This is a genomic window from Caballeronia grimmiae (assembly GCF_000698555.1).
Classification (GTDB): Bacteria; Pseudomonadota; Gammaproteobacteria; order Burkholderiales; family Burkholderiaceae; genus Caballeronia; species Caballeronia grimmiae.
The window spans coordinates 18,088-35,420 of the sequence record NZ_JFHE01000048.1 but is presented as its reverse complement, the minus strand read 5'-3'; the positions used below and the strand labels follow the sequence as shown (position 1 = coordinate 35,420).

At 65.8% G+C, this 17,333-nt stretch carries 19 protein-coding genes; 9 read left to right on the top strand and 10 right to left on the bottom strand.

Annotated elements, in window-relative coordinates:
- Together BG57_RS27470 and BG57_RS27465 are read right to left on the bottom strand one after the other, a co-directional pair.
- Nucleotides 1-187 (bottom strand): manganese catalase family protein (locus BG57_RS27470; protein WP_035970037.1); only part of this gene is annotated, 187 nt, incomplete at its 3' end.
- 271 nt (nucleotides 188-458) lie between these two features.
- Nucleotides 459-1,136, bottom strand: a complete 678-nt coding sequence (locus BG57_RS27465) for a ferritin-like domain-containing protein (RefSeq protein WP_308743631.1) — start codon at nucleotides 1,134-1,136, stop codon at nucleotides 459-461.
- On the opposite strand from BG57_RS27465, the gene BG57_RS27460 reads away from it, so the two are divergent.
- Nucleotides 1,118-1,579, top strand: coding sequence for a hypothetical protein (locus tag BG57_RS27460; protein WP_035970035.1), 462 nt, complete (start codon nucleotides 1,118-1,120; stop codon nucleotides 1,577-1,579). The two genes, BG57_RS27465 and BG57_RS27460, sit on opposite strands and share 19 nt — an antisense overlap.
- Before the next feature lie 4 nt (nucleotides 1,580-1,583).
- Here BG57_RS27460 and glpD read toward each other — a convergent pair whose 3' ends face one another.
- Nucleotides 1,584-3,125, bottom strand: a complete 1,542-nt coding sequence (glpD, locus tag BG57_RS27455) for a glycerol-3-phosphate dehydrogenase (protein WP_052006043.1) — start codon at nucleotides 3,123-3,125, stop codon at nucleotides 1,584-1,586.
- Nucleotides 3,126-3,269: 144 nt separating this feature from the next.
- On the opposite strand from glpD, the gene BG57_RS27450 reads away from it, so the two are divergent.
- The 4 genes from BG57_RS27450 to BG57_RS27430 all read left to right on the top strand — a co-directional run bounded on the left by BG57_RS27450 (nucleotide 3,270) and on the right by BG57_RS27430 (nucleotide 7,080).
- On the top strand, nucleotides 3,270-4,244 hold the full coding sequence (locus BG57_RS27450; RefSeq protein WP_035970034.1) for a sugar-binding transcriptional regulator: 975 nt from the start codon (nucleotides 3,270-3,272) through the stop codon (nucleotides 4,242-4,244).
- A 157-nt stretch (nucleotides 4,245-4,401) separates the two neighbouring features.
- A complete protein-coding gene (locus BG57_RS27440) occupies nucleotides 4,402-4,815 on the top strand; it encodes an NUDIX hydrolase (RefSeq protein ID WP_075583221.1) in 414 nt (137 codons plus the stop codon).
- A gap of 74 nt (nucleotides 4,816-4,889) precedes the next feature.
- Nucleotides 4,890-5,915, top strand: a complete 1,026-nt coding sequence (locus BG57_RS27435) for an SDR family oxidoreductase (RefSeq protein ID WP_035970032.1) — start codon at nucleotides 4,890-4,892, stop codon at nucleotides 5,913-5,915.
- Nucleotides 5,916-6,048: 133 nt separating this feature from the next.
- The gene (locus BG57_RS27430; RefSeq protein WP_206539438.1) at nucleotides 6,049-7,080 is read left to right on the top strand and encodes an SMP-30/gluconolactonase/LRE family protein; all 1,032 of its coding nucleotides are present in this window, start codon (nucleotides 6,049-6,051) and stop codon (nucleotides 7,078-7,080) included.
- A gap of 4 nt (nucleotides 7,081-7,084) precedes the next feature.
- Here BG57_RS27430 and BG57_RS27425 read toward each other — a convergent pair whose 3' ends face one another.
- Nucleotides 7,085-9,100 carry a protein-L-isoaspartate(D-aspartate) O-methyltransferase gene (locus BG57_RS27425; protein WP_035970029.1) on the bottom strand — a complete coding sequence of 672 codons (2,016 nt, stop codon included), beginning with the start codon at nucleotides 9,098-9,100 and terminating at the stop codon, nucleotides 7,085-7,087.
- Nucleotides 9,101-9,204: 104 nt separating this feature from the next.
- Here BG57_RS27425 and BG57_RS27420 point away from each other — a divergent pair, with 104 nt between their 5' ends.
- The 3 genes from BG57_RS27420 to BG57_RS27410 all read left to right on the top strand — a co-directional run bounded on the left by BG57_RS27420 (nucleotide 9,205) and on the right by BG57_RS27410 (nucleotide 12,973).
- Nucleotides 9,205-9,912: an MgtC/SapB family protein gene (locus BG57_RS27420; RefSeq protein ID WP_035970043.1), complete on the top strand. Its 708-nt coding sequence runs from the start codon at nucleotides 9,205-9,207 to the stop codon at nucleotides 9,910-9,912.
- 43 nt (nucleotides 9,913-9,955) lie between these two features.
- Entirely contained in the window at nucleotides 9,956-11,665 is a 1,710-nt protein-coding gene (locus BG57_RS27415) for a dihydroxyacetone kinase family protein (protein WP_035970028.1), read from the top strand.
- A 99-nt stretch (nucleotides 11,666-11,764) separates the two neighbouring features.
- Nucleotides 11,765-12,973, top strand: a complete 1,209-nt coding sequence (locus BG57_RS27410) for a GGDEF domain-containing protein (protein ID WP_052006042.1) — start codon at nucleotides 11,765-11,767, stop codon at nucleotides 12,971-12,973.
- On the opposite strand, the gene BG57_RS27405 is transcribed toward BG57_RS27410, so the two are convergent.
- A complete protein-coding gene (locus BG57_RS27405) occupies nucleotides 12,970-13,209 on the bottom strand; it encodes a DUF2934 domain-containing protein (protein WP_229753911.1) in 240 nt (79 codons plus the stop codon). The genes BG57_RS27410 and BG57_RS27405 overlap by 4 nt on opposite strands.
- A gap of 86 nt (nucleotides 13,210-13,295) precedes the next feature.
- Nucleotides 13,296-13,784, bottom strand: a complete 489-nt coding sequence (locus BG57_RS27400; RefSeq protein WP_035970026.1) for a hypothetical protein — start codon at nucleotides 13,782-13,784, stop codon at nucleotides 13,296-13,298.
- Nucleotides 13,785-13,988: 204 nt separating this feature from the next.
- Between BG57_RS27400 and BG57_RS27395 the strand changes: the two genes are divergently transcribed.
- Nucleotides 13,989-14,183 carry a hypothetical protein gene (locus BG57_RS27395; protein WP_035970025.1) on the top strand — a complete coding sequence of 65 codons (195 nt, stop codon included), beginning with the start codon at nucleotides 13,989-13,991 and terminating at the stop codon, nucleotides 14,181-14,183.
- Between the two features lie 17 nt (nucleotides 14,184-14,200).
- Here the strand turns inward: BG57_RS27395 and BG57_RS27390 are convergent, their stop codons facing one another.
- The 4 genes from BG57_RS27390 to BG57_RS27375 all read right to left on the bottom strand — a co-directional run bounded on the left by BG57_RS27390 (nucleotide 14,201) and on the right by BG57_RS27375 (nucleotide 17,306).
- Entirely contained in the window at nucleotides 14,201-15,496 is a 1,296-nt protein-coding gene (locus tag BG57_RS27390; RefSeq protein WP_035970024.1) for a sugar efflux transporter, read from the bottom strand.
- Between the two features lie 119 nt (nucleotides 15,497-15,615).
- A complete protein-coding gene (locus BG57_RS27385; RefSeq protein WP_035970023.1) occupies nucleotides 15,616-16,239 on the bottom strand; it encodes a sensor histidine kinase in 624 nt (207 codons plus the stop codon).
- Nucleotides 16,236-16,820 (bottom strand): hypothetical protein, encoded by a 585-nt coding sequence (locus BG57_RS27380; RefSeq protein ID WP_035970022.1) that lies wholly within the window; start codon nucleotides 16,818-16,820, stop codon nucleotides 16,236-16,238. Before BG57_RS27380 ends, BG57_RS27385 begins: the two co-directional genes overlap by 4 nt.
- A gap of 84 nt (nucleotides 16,821-16,904) precedes the next feature.
- Nucleotides 16,905-17,306, bottom strand: coding sequence for a heme-binding protein (locus tag BG57_RS27375; RefSeq protein WP_035970021.1), 402 nt, complete (start codon nucleotides 17,304-17,306; stop codon nucleotides 16,905-16,907).
- Nucleotides 17,307-17,333 lie beyond the last annotated feature (27 nt).

The following is a 17,333-nucleotide window of genomic DNA, read 5'->3' as shown; positions in this document are numbered from 1 at the left end:
TGGCGATATCGAACAGCAAGTCCTTGCGGCCTGCGTCGTCTTCGGTGACTGCTTGCGTGAAGTAACGCATTGCAGCGGCAAGTTCACCCTGCGGACCCCCGAACTGTTCGAGCATCAGATTGGCAAGACCAGGGTTCGGCGCAGCCACGCGGACGGTGTATTGCAGGCGTTTGTTATGTACGAACATATCAACGGCTCCTTGTTTTTAGGGACGAACGCTTCCCTGCGGCGGTTAGGCGCGCAATGGGGCTTATATCAATCTCTTGGGTCTCGCAGCGGCGTGCGCAACGCGAATGCGTCGCGCACGCCCTGGGTGCCGCGAGTCTCAGCGCATTGCAACTCGCGCTGGCGTGATGCGGCTGACAAACGCCGCGTGGTGAACTGAGCTTGCCCGGCTTCTGCCTCGGAGCGTTGCACGGGCAGGCGTTCTCTTACAGCAACGCACGTGCCAACGCGCTTTATTTCTTCGCTTCCTGACCAGCGGCAGACCGATCGAGATACTGCGTGGTGATCAGCGGGATATGTTCCAGCAGCCACTGTGCCATCGCTTGTTCCTGCGGCAGGATGCGTTCGCAGGCTGCCTTCGTTTGTGCATCGCCGCAGCGTTCGGCGGCCGCAATGAGCGACGTATACGAAGCGATCTCCAGGTTCTCGAACACGTAACTCATGTTCGCGCCCTTCACGACTTCGTCGGTCTGCGTCATGCCGCCGGCTGCCTGGCCGAACGCCATCATCTTCGCGGTCAAGTCCTTAACGATAGATGTCGAGCCGCCGAGACGCTCGATACATTCCGCAACGATCTTCTGCTGGCCGAGCGTTTCTTCCAGATGCTGATCGATGCGCGCCTTGAGTTCGGGATAGTGTTCCAGGCGGCCGGACTGCGCGCGGAGCATCTGCTCCGCTTGCTGCTCCATCGCGTGAGCGTCGCGCAGCCAGTCGAGAAGGTGTTCAGCGGGGTCGGTCATGATGTGCTCCTGACGAGTGATGGGGCGCGACAAGACGCGCGTAGCTTTGATTTCGCAATCTTTGTGCCGCGGGCGGTGGCAGGAAACGTCGCATTCCGTACTAAATGCGGAATGGTCTTTGCTCGCACTGAGCGAATCAAGGAGGGGCGAAAATGAAATCGGATAGCGCATTGATGCGCGCCATCTGCTCGGGCGGGATGGCAGGCATTACATCGGCGGTTGCGGCGGGAGCGGGCGCGTCGGCGTCGGGTCGTCGTCCGTATGCGGCGGTCAACGCGGTCGCGCACTGTCTATGGCCCGATACGGCGCAACGCGAAGAGGGCTTGAGTGCGAAATACACGGCGACCGGCGCAGGCATTCACCTGGGCAGCGCGGTGTTCTGGGGCGTGCTGTTCGAAGCGCTCTGCGGGCGGCGTCCGCGAGTCGACAAGGTCATCGCCGCCGCCGCGACGACAGCGGCAGTGGCGTATGTCGTCGATTACCACGTCGTGCCGCAGCGCCTCACGCCGGGCTTCGAGGCGCATCTGTCGAAGCGATCGCTCGCAATGACTTATCTCGCGCTGGCAGCGGGCTTCGCGGTCGCCGGGCTGCTCCGCACGGAAACGTCGCGCTAGACGCTCACGCGGAAAGCGGGGCGCACGGCGCGTCGCCGAGTTGCCCCGGCCCGCGCCGGCGAGCGGATATCCATGCTTCGAGCCTCTCGATATCTTCGGCGCTCGCTTCGAGTCCCAGCTTTGTGCGACGCCACAGGATATCGTCCGCGGTCAGCGCCCATTCGTGCTCGACGAGATAGCGCGCCTCTGCTTCGTAAAGCCCCGGTGTCAGCGGTGCGCCCAGCGCGGGCATCGACTCGATGCCCGCGAGCATGACATCGGCGCGCGTGCCGTACGCGCGCGCATAGCGTTGCGCCAGTTCGGGCGGCAAGAACGGATACCGCTCGCCGAGACCGCGCACGAACTGCGGGAAGTCGGCATGAAGCATCTCGCCGCCGGGAAGCGGCGCAGCATGCGTCCATGCGGGTGCGGTGATCGCAAGCGGTCCGGCGAGTCGCTCGACCGCTTCTTCCGCGAGCCGCCGATACGTCGTGATCTTGCCGCCGAATATGGTGAGCAACGGCGCGCGGGCCGTATCGAGTTGAAGTTCGTAATCGCGCGTGGCCGATGCCGCCTCGTCCGCACCGTCCGCCAGCAAGGGCCGCACGCCCGCGTAGGACCACACCACGTCGCTCGCCGAAACAGGCTTCCGAAAATAACGATTCACCGCCGCGCAAAGATAGTCGATCTCCTCTGGCGCGATGCGAACGTCCGCGAGCGGCCCTTTGTAATCGACATCTGTCGTGCCGATCAGCGTGTAGTGGCGTTGCCACGGAATCGCGAAGATGATGCGGCGGTCGTCGTTCTGAAAAATGTACGCGTGATCGTGATCGAACAGCTTGCGCGTGACGATATGGCTTCCCTTCACCAGCCGCATCGCGCGCGTGCTCGTTTCTCCTGCGGCAAGTGCGTTGACCCACGGCCCCGCCGCATTGACGAGCGCGCGGGCGCTGACTTCGCGCTGGTGCCCGGCCGCATCGGCGATCAGCACGCGCCATTCGTTCTCGCCGCGCGACGCCGAAACGAAGCGCGTGCGCGTCGCAATCTGCGCACCGCGTTCATGCGCGCCGAGCGCGTTGAGCACGACGAGGCGGGCGTCGTCGACGGCGGCATCGGAATAGATGAAGCCGCGCCTGATGGAGTCGACGAGCGGCGCGCCCGCGACATGCGTGCGCAGATTCACGCTGCGCGAACCTTCGAGCACGGCGCGGCGGCTCAAGTGATCGTAGAGAAAGAGGCCCGCGCGGATCATCCACGCGGGGCGCAGCGCGGGCACGTGCGGCATGACGAACCGCAGCGGCGCGATCAGATGAGGCGCGACGGACAGCAGCACTTCGCGCTCTTGCAGCGCCTTTCTGACGAGGCCGAATTCGCCGTATTCCAGATACCGCAGCCCGCCGTGAATGAGCTTGGTACTCGCGGATGACGTGTGCTGCGCGAGATCGTGCTGCTCGACGAGCATCACGCGCACGCCGCGCCCCGACAGGTCCCGCGCGATGCCCGCCCCGTTGATCCCGCCGCCCACCACGAGAACGTCGCAATCGACGCGTGCCTCGCGCTCAGCCATGCTTTCCCCCGTATTCGCCGTTACTGCGTTATAGGCCCGACTGCACGTTTTTGCAACGCGTCTGCAATTTCGTGCAATCGTCACTATATAGCGGTTCGGCGGCGTGATGTAATGACGTATCGATGCGAATTCAGAGCGCCGCCCATGCCCACCCCTGTCTTCAAGGACGAAGCCAGCCAGTTCGCCGCCGCCGTGCAGGTGGCGAAGATGTACTACTACCAGAACATGACGACCGATGCGATCGCGCAGGACATGAAGCTATCGCGCTCGAAGGTGTCGCGGCTACTCGGCGTCGCCCATGCGAACGGGCTGGTGGAAATTCGCATCAACGATCCGAGCGAGCGGCCAAAAAGCGTCGAACTCGAACTTACGCAGCGATTCCGGCTCGTCGCGGCGCGCGTGGTGCCGGTGCCCGAAGCGGCCGGCGAGGCGGAATGGCTGCGCCGCGTGGCGATGTTCACCGCGAGCTATCTGAACACCGTGGTCGATTCGAACATGGTCGTCGGCGTGGCATGGGGCACGACGATGGCGGCGGTATCGGACCATCTGATACCGAAATCCACCGCGAACGTGGACATCGTGCAACTGAACGGCGCGGGCAACGCTCAAGGCGTGACAAGCACGTTCAGCAGCAATCTCATCATGCGCTTCGCGGTCAACTTCGACGCGCGGCCGCATCCGTTCCACGTGCCCGCGTTTTTCGACTATGCCGAAACGAGGCGTGCGTTGTGGCGCGAGCGCAGCGTGCGGCAAATCCTCGATCTGCAAAGCCGCGCCGACATCATGCTGTGCAGCGTCGGCGTGATGTCGCCGCACATGACGAGCCATGTCTATAGCGGCGGCTTCCTGGAGAACAGCGAACTGGAATCGCTGCGCAAGGACGAGGTCGTCGGCGATATCGCCACCGTGTTCTTTCGCGCGGACGGGACGTATCGGGATATTGCGCTCAATCGCCGGGCGAGCGGGCCGGACCTGGGCCTTTTGCGCCGCGCGAAACATACGTTGTGCGTGGTGTCGGGGCGGCGGAAGGTCGAAGGCTTGCGTGGCGCGCTGCGAGGCGGCTTCATCAAGGAGCTGATCATCGACGAGCCGACGGCGCGTGCGTTGCTAGAGAAGTAGCCGCATGCCGCGCTCCATCGCCTTTGCACATCGTTGCAAAACGGACATGCCGATGTGCAATGCTTCGCGGCTTCCCGACTGTCCGAAGCGGCGCGGCACGGCGCTCGCTAGAGGATGCTCGATGACAAACGCCGCATCGGCACGACTTGCATAAACGATGAGAGAACGGGCCACCATCATTTGCCACCGCGACGGGAAAATATTGCTCGTCGGACGCAAGCGTTCGCGCTGGGCGCTGCCCGGTGGAACGATACGCAGGAAAGAGTCGCCCGAGGACGCGGCGCGCCGCGAACTGGAGGAAGAGACCGGCCTCGTCGTGGGCGAGTTGAAGTATCTGTTCCTCTTCGGCGGCATGAACAAGCATCATCACGTGTTCAGCGCGGACATCGCGCTGGATGCGAGGCCGGTGCCGCGCAATGAGATCGCGCGGTGCGAATGGTTCAGCGCCGTGCAGATCGCGACGCTGATCACCAGCGTGCCGACGCGCGAAATCGTCGCGCTGACGAAAAGCCGGGCATCGGCTGCCGCGCATGTCGAAATAACGTGGGGCGCAATCGACGCGATCGCATGAAGTACTGAACAAACCGGGGGCCGAGGAACGGGGGATGCTTGAGATTCGCACAACCCTCTTACCTCGGAACCGCCATGCGAAACAGACTCAAGCCCCTGCGTGAACAGACCATCGTACTTACTGGCGCCACGAGCGGCATCGGACTCGCCACCGCTCGCCGCGCCGCGAAGGCCGGCGCGCGGCTCATGCTGATATCGCGCGACGAGGCTGCGCTGAAATCGCTTGCGGAAGAATTGTCGAACGACGGCGGCCCGGACGTCGCGTACACGGCAGCGGACGTCGGCGACGAAAGTCAGTTGCAGGCGGCCGCCGACGCCACCATCGAGCGCTTCGGCGGCTTCGATACCTGGATCAACAACGCGGGCGTCTCGATCTACGGGCGCTGCGTGGACGTCACGCTCGAAGACCAGCGCAAGCTGTTCGACACGAACTACTGGGGCGTCGTGAACGGATCGCGCATTGCCGTGAAGCATCTGCGCGAACGCGGCGGCGCGCTCGTCAATCTGGGCAGCGAACTGTCGGACGTCGCCGTGCCGTTGCAAGGCCCGTACGTGGCGTCGAAACATGCGGTGAAGGGCTTCACCGATTCTCTGCGCATCGAGCTGAAGGACGACGGCGCGCCCGTCTCGGTGACGCTGATCAAGCCCGCGGGCATCGACACGATGTTCGTCGAACATGCGAAGAACTACCTCGAGCAAGAGCCGAAGCTGCCGCCGCCGGTGTATGCGCCGGACATCGTCGCGAAGGCGATTCTTCACGCGGCCACGCATCCGGAACGCGATATCTATGTCGGCGGAGCGTCGCGCATGATGGCCGGCTTCGGTCAGCGCGCCCCGCGTCTTTACGATGCGATCGCAAGCAAGCTCGGCATCAAGAGCCAACTAAAGGACGAGCCGCGCAGCAGCGGTGATGCGCTCTACGAAGGCTCCGGCACGCTGCGGGAACGCTCGGGCCGCAACGGCCGCGTGCGCGAAACGAGCCTTTATACCAGCGCGCGCTTGCAACCCGCCGGCGCACGCGCGGCGCTGACTGGTGTCGCTGCGGTGATGCTCGTGATGGCCGCGCGGCGTTTTGTGCGGATCTCGCGCGACGCCTATTGATCGAACGGCTTTCATCCAATCAGGATTCGCCATGCACCGACTGAACCGCTGTCTCGCCGCAATGAGCCTCGCCATGCTGACGCAGGCGAGTGTCGCCCAGACCCTGCCGAACGACACAGCGGCCTACGCGCGCATGGGCGGCGCGAAACTGCAACTGATCGCCCGTTTCGAGCATCAGGTCACGGGCGTGACGGTATCGCCCGATGGCCGGACCTTCGTCAACTTCCCGCGCTGGACCGAGGACGCGCCGGTCTCGGTCGCCGAACTCGGCCCGAACGGGGACTTGCGCCCGTTCCCGGATGCAGAATGGAACGCCTGGCGCAACGCCCGCCGCGATGAACTGTCGCCAGCGGATCATTGGGTGTGCGTGCAATCGGTCGTCGCGGACAAGGAAGGCAATCTCTGGGTGCTCGATCCCGGCGCGCCGGCGCAATCGCTGATCGTTCCGGGCGCGCCGAAGCTCGCGCAAATCGATCTGCGGACGAACCAGATTGCGCATGTCTTCGCGTTCGACGAAACCATCGCGCCGCAAGGCAGCTACCTGAACGATCTGCGCCTGAGCCCGGATGGCCGCTTCATCTATATGACCGATTCGGGCGCGCGTGGCGCGATCGTCGTGATCGACCGGACGACGGGCGTCGCGAGGCGCGTGCTGGACGGCGATCCGAGCACTCAGGTGGACAAGACCGTCACTGTGAAAGTGGACGGCAAACCGTTGCGTCAGACCGATGGACGCGGCGTGAACTTCTCGTCCGATGGCATCGCGCTCACGCCCGACGGGCGCTATCTGTACTGGCAGGCGGTCAAGGGCAAGACGCTCTATCGCATTCCCACCGACGCACTGCAGAACGCGCAACTCAGCCCGCAGCAAGTGTCGTCGCGCGTGGAGACGGTTGGCATCGACGGTCCCGCCGACGGTCTGCTCTTCGACGAGCGCGGCCGCCTTTACATCTCGGCGGTGGAGCATCACGCGGTGCGCGTGCGGGACGGCGACCGGCTGTGGACCCTGCTGCGCGATCCGCAACTGCGCTGGCCCGACACCTTCACGCAGGGACCGGACGGCACCGTGTACGTGACGGACTCGCGCATTCCGGACATGAGCTGGTTCAAGCCCGACAACCCGATCGCGCTGCCGACATCGCTCTACGCGATCCGCCGCCGATAGCGTCTCAGAGGCCGAACGGGAAGGTCTCCGGCGCATCGGCCGACTTCTGCGACGCGGGCATCGCGTGAACGGCGCGCGTCGTGTCGAACCACACGAATGCGTCGAATTGCGCCGGCAACTCGGCTTGTGCGTAGTGGCTGTATAGCTCCGTGTCCGGCCGATAAATTACGCCGATGAAGCGCTCCAGCCGCTCTTTCGAGAGCGCCTCGTGCAGCGCGTTGTCGACGCCGCGACGCAGATCGACCATGCACCGCTTCACGCCCGCCAGGTGGAACTGCTGCTCGTAGCTGTCGGCGCGCGATGGCCGCACGTTCATCACCTGCATCGGCTCGTCCCAGTCGGATGCCGCCGCGACCGTCCCCGTATGCGTGCCGAAGCCGATCAGCGCGGCGTCGTCGCCAAAGCGTTCGCGGCACAGCTGCCCGACGTTCAGTTCGTCGCGCACGCGGCCCATTTCGGTGGCGGAGGCATCGCCGAGATGCGAGTTGTGCGCCCACACGACGGCCCGCGCGTCCGGGCCCCATGCGTCGAGCAGGCTCGTCAGCGTGTCGAACATGTGGGTGTCGCGCAGGTTCCAGCTTTCGGCCGAGCCGCTATACATCGCGCGATAGTACTGTTCCGCCGATGCCACGAGCCGCGCGTTGTGCGTCGCATCGAGCAGGCCGGGATCGGCGGCGGGCGATGCGAGCCGCTTGTCGAGCAGATCGCGCAACTGGGCGATGACCGCCTGCTCGCATTTGCCGTAGCCCGCTTGCCACGCGGCGCGCCCGTACACCGCCGGGTTCTTTTGCCACGGCGTGAGACAGCCGTACCGCTCCCGGGCGATGCGCGCGGACGCCGGGTCCTCGCGGTCGAGATAGGCGAGCACGGCGCCGATCGATTCCGAGAGACTGTAGAGATCGAGGCCATAGAACGCGGCGCGGCGCTCGGCGGGCAGCGCGGCGTTGTGCGCCCGCATCCACGCGACGAACGCGCCGAACTCGGCGTTGCGCCACATCCATTGCGGAAAGCGCTGGAACGCCTTTGCATCGGGCCGGGCGCGTGGCCGATGCCGCACGTGTTCGTCGATGATCGCCGCGTCCGGCCAGTCCGCTTCGACCGCGACGAAGCGAAAGCCGTGCGTTTCGATGAGCCGTCGCGTGATGGCGGCGCGCGCCTCGTAGAATTCGGCGGTGCCGTGGCTTGCCTCGCCGAGCAGCACGACGCGCTTGTCCGCGAAACGGTCGAAGGCTCGGGCGAAATCCGGCGCGGCCGGCGCGGGCAGGCGCACGGCGGACGCGCGAATCAGATCAGGCAGCGAACGCGCGGCGGTCGGAGCGGCGGATGCAGCCTGCCGCGGCATCGATGGCGATGCGGGGCGAATCTCCGGTTCGTCTGTCCAGCCGGCCGTGCCGATGAGCGGGACGAACATCACGGAGCCCAGGTCGTCCTGCTCGAAGTCGTGTTCGTTCACGCGCACGAACCTGACGAGACGCTGGGACTCGCGCGCATCGCCGACCGGCATCACGAGCCGTCCGCCGATGCGCAATTGCTCGCGCCACGCCGCTGGCACGTACGGACCGCCGGCCGCGGCGAGGATCGCATCGAACGGCGCATGCTGCGCCAGCCCTTCGGTGCCGTCCGCATGATGCACGGTGACGTTCGCGATGCCGAGCGCATCGAGTGTGGCGCGGGCGGCATCGGCCAGTTCGCGATGGCGCTCCACCGATTCGACATGCGCGCCGATGCACGCCATCACCGCCGCAGCGTAGCCGGAGCCCGTGCCGATGTCGAGCACGCGGTCGCCCGGCTGCAAGTCGGCGGCTTCGAGCATGAGCGCAACGATGTACGGCTGCGAGATGGTCTGGTTCGCGGCGATGGGCAGCGGGGCGTCGTCGTAGGCGAACTCGGCGAGCGCGGAATCGACGAACGCATGGCGCGGCACCTTCGCCATGCAGTCGAGCACGCGCGTGTCGGTGATGCCGCGCCGCTTGAGCTGACGCTCGATCATGCGGTTGCGCGCGGCCTCGATGCTGTCCATCGCGGCTCCTTCTGCGAACACGGAGGTTTGTTGGGGCCAGCAAGCAACGGACCCAGGTTCGACGTTTGCTCGACAACGAGCGTCGAAGCCCGGAGAAACGCTTCATGTCGCCGATGCCGCTCGTCCTCGAATGGCCGGATGTCTGCATCCGCATATCCCTTGCGATCGCGGCGGGCGTCCTGATCGGATTGAACCGCGGCGAATCCGGCAAGGTGGCGGGCCTGCGAACGACGCTGCTCGTTTGCCTCGCCGCCTGTCTTGCGATGCTACAGGTCAATGCCCTGCTTGCGCAGTCCGGCAAGACCGCACAGTCGATGATCCAGCTGGACGTCATGCGCCTGCCGCTCGGGATACTGTCGGGCGTCGGCTTCATCGGCGCGGGCGCGATTTTGCGCAAGGATGGGCTCGTGGTCGGCGTGACGACGGCTGCGACACTGTGGTTCGTGACCGTCGTCGGCCTGTGCTTCGGCGGCGGGCAGCTTGCGCTCGGGGCGATCGGGCTGGCGCTCGGCATCGTGGTGCTGTGGTTCATGAAGACCGTCGAGATGCGGATACCGCGCGAACAGCAGGCGGAGCTGAAGATCGTCTATGAACGCGGACGCTTCACGAAGGAATCGCTGGTTCAGTCGATGCGCGCGTGCGGCTGCCACCTCTCGGCGGTCGGAGCATCGGCGGGCCCGACGGGAGATCGGGTGGAGGCGCGGTTCGAAGTCCGGTGGCGCCGCGCGCCGGGTGCGCCGGACACGCCGCCGCTCGTCGAGGCGGCATCGGTGGAAGGGGTAGAGCAAGTGGAGTGGGCGCTCATGCGGTGAAATGCTTTACCCTTGAGCCGACCATCGCTCAAGGAGATCGCCCGTGAAGAAGCTGATTAACCGCCCCGCCAGTGTCGTGCGCGAGATGCTCGAAGGCATCGCCCGGCAGGCGCCGCACGTCGCCATTCTCGGCGATGAAAACGTGCTCGTGCGGCGGCCCGAACCCGATGCGGCGAATCGGCCGGTAGCGATCATCTCCGGCGGCGGCAGCGGACACGAACCGGCGCACGGCGGCTACGTCGGCAACGGCATGTTGAGCGCGGCGGTGTGCGGCGAAGTTTTCACCTCGCCATCGACGGACGCGGTGCTCGCCGCCATCCGTGCGACGGCCGGCCCGCGCGGGGCCGTGCTGATCGTCAAGAATTACACGGGCGATCGCCTGAACTTCGGGCTCGCGGCGGAGCTCGCGCGGGCGGAGGGCATCCCGGTGGAAGTGGTCATCGTCGCGGACGATGTCGCCTTGCGCAAGCAGGCGGATCGCAGCCAGCGGCGCGGCATCGCGGGAACGGTGCTGGTCCACAAGATTACCGGCGCGGCGGCGGCGCGCGGTCTTGCGCTGGATGAAGTCGCGGGCATCGCGCGGCGGGCGGCGGCGACGCTCGGCACGATGGGCGTCGCGCTCGACGGCTGCACGCTGCCCGGCGCGGACCATTCCGGCTTCACGCTCGCGGACGACGAGATCGAGCTGGGCCTCGGCATCCACGGCGAAAAGGGCGTGGAGCGAACCGCGCCCTTATCCGCCGATGCGCTGGCGGACGTGCTGATCGCCAACATCGTCGACGACATGGCGCTTCGCCCGGGCGAACGTGTCGCGCTGCTCGTCAACGGCCTCGGCGCGACGCCGCAGATGGAACTGGGCATCGTGCTGCGCGCGGCCTTCGACAATCTTTCGCGCCGCGATATCGGCGTGGCGCGGGCGTGGTCGGGCACATTGCTGTCGGCGCTCGACATGCCCGGCTGCTCGATCTCGCTGCTGCGCGTCGACGACGCCACGCTCGGTTTGCTCGACGCGCCGACCGACGCCCGCGCGTGGCCCGGCGGCGGCGCGGTGAATGGCGATATCCGCATCGATGTGCCGGCCGCGCCGCTCGACGCGCGCCCGGCCGTCGAACGCGCGTCGGGAAGCGGCTGGGCGCGGCGGATCGCGCCCGCGCTGAACGCCGTCGCCGATGCGCTCGTCGCCCACGAACCGACGCTCACCGATCTCGACTCGCAAGCCGGCGACGGCGATCTCGGCGTCAGCATGACATGCGCGGCCCACGCGATCCGCGATGTCCCCGAAGCCGCGCTCGACACGCCCGACGGCGCGCTGGCCGCGCTCGGCGCTGCCTTGCGGCGGGCAATCGCAGGCAGTTCCGGCCCGTTCTACGCCACGGCGCTGATGCGCGCATCGCGGCACCTGGCGGGCATCGAACAACCGGCGGCGAAAGACTGGGCGGCGGCCTTCGCCCATGCGGTGCAGGCCATCGGCGAACTCGGCGGCGCGAAAGCCGGCGATCGCACGATGCTCGATGCATTGCTGCCGGCCGTATCCGCGTTCGAGGATGCGCTGAACGCAGGCCGCGCTCCCGGCGATGCGTGGGAGGCAGCCGTTGCCGCCGCGCAGCAGGGCGCGCAGGAGACGGCGAAGATGACGCCGCGCGCCGGCCGCGCGAGCTATCTCGGCGCACGTGCGGTCGGCATTCCGGATGGCGGCGCGGTGGCGGTCGCGTGCTGGCTTGCCGCGTTGACGCCGCATGTGCGGGGCGGATGACAATCCGGGTTCCGGCATGCGCTCCGGTTCAAGACTTCCGCTTTCTGGCCGTTAACTCGCCCTATGTGAAGCGTCAATCCAGAGCGAATAGGCAAGCGAGTGCATGTCGACCTTATTACCCTTTATTTCCTAGCGATCGGAACGCTTCTCGCCAGTTCTGCGATGACGCTATGGGAGCATCGGACGAATCCCGGACGCAGCCGGCAACTCAAGATTCTGGCGGCGGGCTATGCGACGCTGGCGCTCGGATGCGCGGCGGCGTCGATGCGCCGCGACTTGCCCGGCGCGTGGGGCGCCGCGACGAGCAACCTCATCATCGTGAGCGGCTATCTGCTGATACTGCACGGCGCCGCCTCGCTGAACGGACGGCAGCATCGGTGGACGTCCATCGGCATTCTGGTGGCGCTCGCGATCACGTGGATGCTCGGCGGCGGCCGATGGCTCGAGCTCGTCTGGAGCTATGCGAGCGCGGTTCCGATCGCGATTGCGTGCGGATTGACGTCGCGCGAGCTGCTGATCAAGAGCGGCGGCACGGGCATGCAGGCGAGGCGCATCGCTGCGATCGTCTCAGGTGGTCACGCGTTGTTCTATGCGGCGCGCGCTTTCGTTCTGCCGTGGGTCGTCGCGCAGTTCGGGCACGGCGTGCTGCTCGTCGTCGGCAAGATAACGATGTACGAGGGCGTGCTCTATTCGGTGGTGCTGCCGATGACGCTGCTCAGGCTCGTGCGCGACGAAGCGCACGGCCAGCTCGTGCATGAATCGAATACCGATTATCTGACCGGTGTCGGCAATCGCCGATGGTTCTTCGAAGAAGGCGCGCGAATCGTTCGTGATCCGGAGGCCGCGCGGCCTGTCGCGGTGCTCGCGATCGACCTCGACCACTTCAAGGGCATCAACGACCGGCACGGCCATCAAGCCGGTGACGATGTCCTCAAAGTGTTCGCGGCGACTGCCCGGAATGTGCTGGGACCGCACGCTACGCTCGCGCGCATCGGCGGAGAGGAGTTTGCCGCCGTCCTTCCCGGCCATGACGAGGTCGCGGGAAGGGCGGCGGGCGAATCCGTCGTTCGGCGTTTCGCGGAGGCTGCCGTGCGCGGAGCCGATGCAACGGTGATTCGCGCGACAGCGAGCATTGGTTTGGCGGTGTCGCAAAACGATGCGCCCTCGCTCGCGGAGTTGCTGGCGTCCGCCGATCACGCGCTGTATCGCGCGAAAGCACTCGGCGGGAATCGGCTCGAATCCGCGATGTCAGCGGATCGCGATGAGCTCTTGACCGAACCCCTGCCGATGCACGCGGCGCACCGCTAGAGCGCCCGTTTTTTCCTGCGCTTGGCGCCATCGGACGAATTGTCGTTGGCATCGGCGTGCGCCGATTCCGCTAATAACTGCTGTCGCGCCCGATGGTAATACTCGTCCGCGCGATCCGGCTGCCTGCCGTCCGCTTCCCACATGTAGTACGCAAGCGTGCGAATCCGTTGTTCGAGCAGTTCGCCCTCCATCGGGACTTCCGCCTGAGCCTCGGGCTTGCTGGATGTGTCTGACATTCCTATCGTCCTCGGTGGAGTTGAGCAGGCGAGATTGGTGCATTCGTTGTGCCACGCGCGTGCAGCCGCGAGGCGGGATTTTTGGGCTATCCGGCGTCGTCATCGGGGGCTTCTGCGCGCACGTCGCTCCCGCAATAATTCAGCGCCAGATCGCGCGCGTCAATGTCGCGGAACGACAGATCCGGGTAACTCAGTCTTCGATAGAATGCGGTCTCGAAGAGTTCGCCTTCCGCGCGTCGGTAGAGGATGCGGCCCGCGAGATACGGCTGCGCGGCGTCCGCAGCCGGGGCCTCCGAGGGGATGGCGCCGCCGGAAGCCGTGTGGATGTCGCCATCGAACGCGGACCATAGCTCCGCGCCGGCAACGAGCAGGGTGCCTTCGGCGATCACGGATGTCACGGGATAGCCCCAGCCGGCGCGCGGCAGCGCGTGTGGCGAATCCGCGTACGCGCGCTTCAACTCGAAGATGCTGCGCACGATCTCTGTACGCGCGTGCCCGCGATTGCCGACGACCAGCACCACACGGCCGGGCGTGCCGGGAATGGCCGTCGCCCGCAGCAGAACGATCGAGGGCATCACGACATGCGCCGCATGTGGTCCATGACGTGACTCCGCTCCATTGGACGAGAGCCACAGCGGGCGCATCGCGCGTGCCCGCGCGCCGCCGACGTGGGCATAGCCATTGCGACGTGCTCCTCGCCTGGGCGATACCCGCGTCGAACGTCCGAGCGAGGCGCTTTGCCAGGCAGCGCCCGCGGCATCATCTGAACGGAGTCAGTCATGGCAAGACATGCGAATAGCCCATCGGGGCCGGGCAAGCCGACAGCCGTCGCGACGTCGGAAATCAAGAAGGAAGAAGGACTCGTCGAGTTGTCGAGCGAGGACGATACGATCGGGAAAGCGGAAGGCGCCCAAACTCAGAGGCAGGAAGGCGACAGCAACGACGACGGCGCGGCTTCCGTCAAGGGGGAATGACGGTTCGCGTCGCTTGCTTATTGCGCAGGCTCGCGCCACTGGTTCCACCGGCCGCGCAACTGCAGCGCGATCGACTTGAACGGCGGATTGGCGAACAGCACGAAAGCACCTAGCGCAAGGCCGCCGCAAGCGAGAAACGTCACGCGATAGCCCATCGCGGCGACGAGCGCCCCCGACAGCACGCCCGAAAGAATGGACCCGACGCGCGACGCGTTGAAGAAAAGCGCCGTCGCCGCGCCGGGGTTGCGCGGCATCATGTCCTGGATATAGACCATGCCAAGGCACGATGTCACCGCGACGACGAACGCATTGAACGCCTGCATCGGAATCAGAAATTGCACGGTCTGCGATGCGCTCACCGCGACAAAGTAGACGACGTGCACGGCGGCGCATGCGGCGAGCCAGCGCCGCTTGTCGAGGCGCGCACCGCGTGCGCCGAGCGCGAGCATCATCGGGATTTCGAGCAACGCGCCGAGACCCAGCATGATCGATACATCGAGCTGCGTGCCTCTCAAATGCTGTACGACATAGAGCGGCAACACGATCATCGTGGCGTTCGCCGCGAGACCGATGAGCGTGAGCGCAATCGTCGCTCGCCATATCTGCCCGCGCGTGCCCGCCATCTCCGGATGCGGCTCCGGCGGATGTTCGTGCTCGGTCATCGTCGTCACTTCCAGCAACGATGCCGGGTCGCCCGCGTAATGCGGCTCGGTCGACGCGGGGATTCTCGCTGCATCATTCATGCGCCATACGATGCCCGAACACGCCGCGAACGACACGGCTGCAAACACGAATAGCCCGTGAAATCCGGCTCCGGCCAGCACCAGCGCGCCGACGGATGGTCCGAAGACCCATGCCATGGAGAGCACGGTGCGCAGCGTGGCAAGCGCGAGCGAGCGCTCCGCATGGCTCGTGACCGGCAGCGCGACGCGTGCGAACGAAAACACGAGCGACATCGCCGAACTGCCGACGCCCAGGAACAGGATGCCGATCAAGAGCAGCGACGTATAGCTGCGCAGCAGGCACAGCAGCAGAAAGCCGAGCGACGACGCGATCAACGCGCTCATCAACAGCATGCGATGACGCCCGTGCCTGTCTGTCCATTTGCCCGCCACGGCGCTCGCCAGCACGCCGCTTGCCGCGATCAGCGTCATGAAGAGTCCAAGCTGCAGCGGTGTCATGCCGGCTTCCTGCACGCCGAAGAGCGACAGATAAGGCGCGGTGAACGACATTGCGACGCCCAGCATCAGCGTCGCGGCTGCGAGAGGCAAGAAGGAATGCAGGCGCGTGAGGCGGAAGATGCGTGCGTCCATCGACGGGAGTGTCCTTGCGATACGTGAGGGCTGCGGGAACGTGCCGCAGATTATCGCAATCGACGTTCCGGGAGTGTGGAAGTTTGAAGAAGGACGCCTAACCGAAGCTCGAGCGAACGCTAAGCAGGCAGAGTCACCGACAGCAGCCATTTGGTTCCGGCGCCCGCCTGCGTTTCGACCGCAAGTTGGCCGCCAATGCTGCCGATCAGACGCCGCGCGGTCGAGAGGCCGGTGCCTTCGCTTGCATCGGCTGCATAGCCGCGCCCGTTGTCGCGCACTTCGACGATCAGCGCCTGCGCGGTGCGATGCACCGACACGTGTATCTCGCCCGCCGCGCCGTTAAACGCGTGCTCGACCGCATTGGCGACGAGTTCGTTGACCACGGTGCCGATGGCCGTGCATGTATCGATGCCCAGCATGACCGCGCCCTGCTCGATGGATCGCACGAGCGTGATGTGATGGCCGGCAAAGTCGTAGAAGTCGTCGAAGCTCGCGCACATCGACTCGAGATAGACACCCGGGTCGACCGATTCGCCATGCTCGCCCAGCCCGAGCAGGTGATCGTAGAGCAAGGCCATGGCGAACACGCGCCGCTCGACATCGTGATAAGCCTTCTGCACGGATGGGTCTTGCGACTTCATCGCCTTTTGAGCAAGCAGCGCGGCGATCATCTGGAAGTTGTTGCGGATGCGATGCTGCTGTTCACGCAACAGCGTGACCTTCGCGTCGCGGTCTTCGATCAACGCCGCGCGCTGTTGCCGCGATTCGATGCCGTCAGCGAGAATCGCCGCAACGGACGCAAGGAAGGAGACATGGGACGCATCGATCTCGTGCGGCTGGTCGTAATCGACTTCGAGGATGCCGTACGCGCCTTCGGCGGCGATGAGCGGAAGATTGATCGTCGTGACGATGGAACGCTCGCGCAGATGTCGGGCACGCTGTCGCCGCGTTCCTTCATTACATCCGCCACGACGACGGGCCGTGCGGTGATCAATGCCTGTCCGGGCGGATTGCCCGCCTCGGCGGTGCCTGCTTCGCGCCCGATGGCCGATTCGCCGAGGCCAACCTGCGCCTTGACGATCAGCACATTATCAGGACGCCGTAGTTCTAGAACCTTGGCCATCGGCGCATCGCAACCGGTGGCCGCGCATTGCACGGCGGCATCGAGCAGCCGCGCGATGGAGCACTCGCCCTGAAAGGCGTCGTGCATGACGGCTAACGCGTTCCGTTGCCGCAGCAGCGATGCGACCGGCACGGTAGCGTTGTCCGCGAACTGGAGGTCGCGTATCGACGCGGCCCACGTTGCTCTGCGCGCGAAGCTCATTTGCTCTGATGATAGGTGGCTGGCACTCGCGTTATTTTGACAGAGATCGTTGCGGCGCATACGGCGGGCCGCAGCGCATGCGGCCTATTGCAACGCGCTTGCTCCCGCCTTCGCGACCTGCGCGTCCTGATCGGCCTTGACGCCCGACACGCCCACTGCGCCGATCACAACGCCATCCACCACGACCGGCACGCCGCCTTCGAGCGTGCCCGCGAGCGGCGCGCTCAGGAACGCCGTGCGGCCGTTGTTGATCATCTCCTCGTATTGCTTCGATTCGCGCCTGCCGAGCGCGGCCGTGCGTGCCTTTTCGGTTGCGATATACGCGCCGACAGGAGCGCAATCGTCGAGGCGCAGCAGGCCGAGCGGATGACCGCCGTCATCGGTCACGACGATCGTCACCGGCCAGCCGTTCTGTTCCGCTTCGGCGCGCGCTGCGTCGAGAATACGTGTCGTTTCGGCGATGCCGAGGATCGGTTTGGTTTTCATGCTTCGCTCGATTGAGAGGGGGAAATA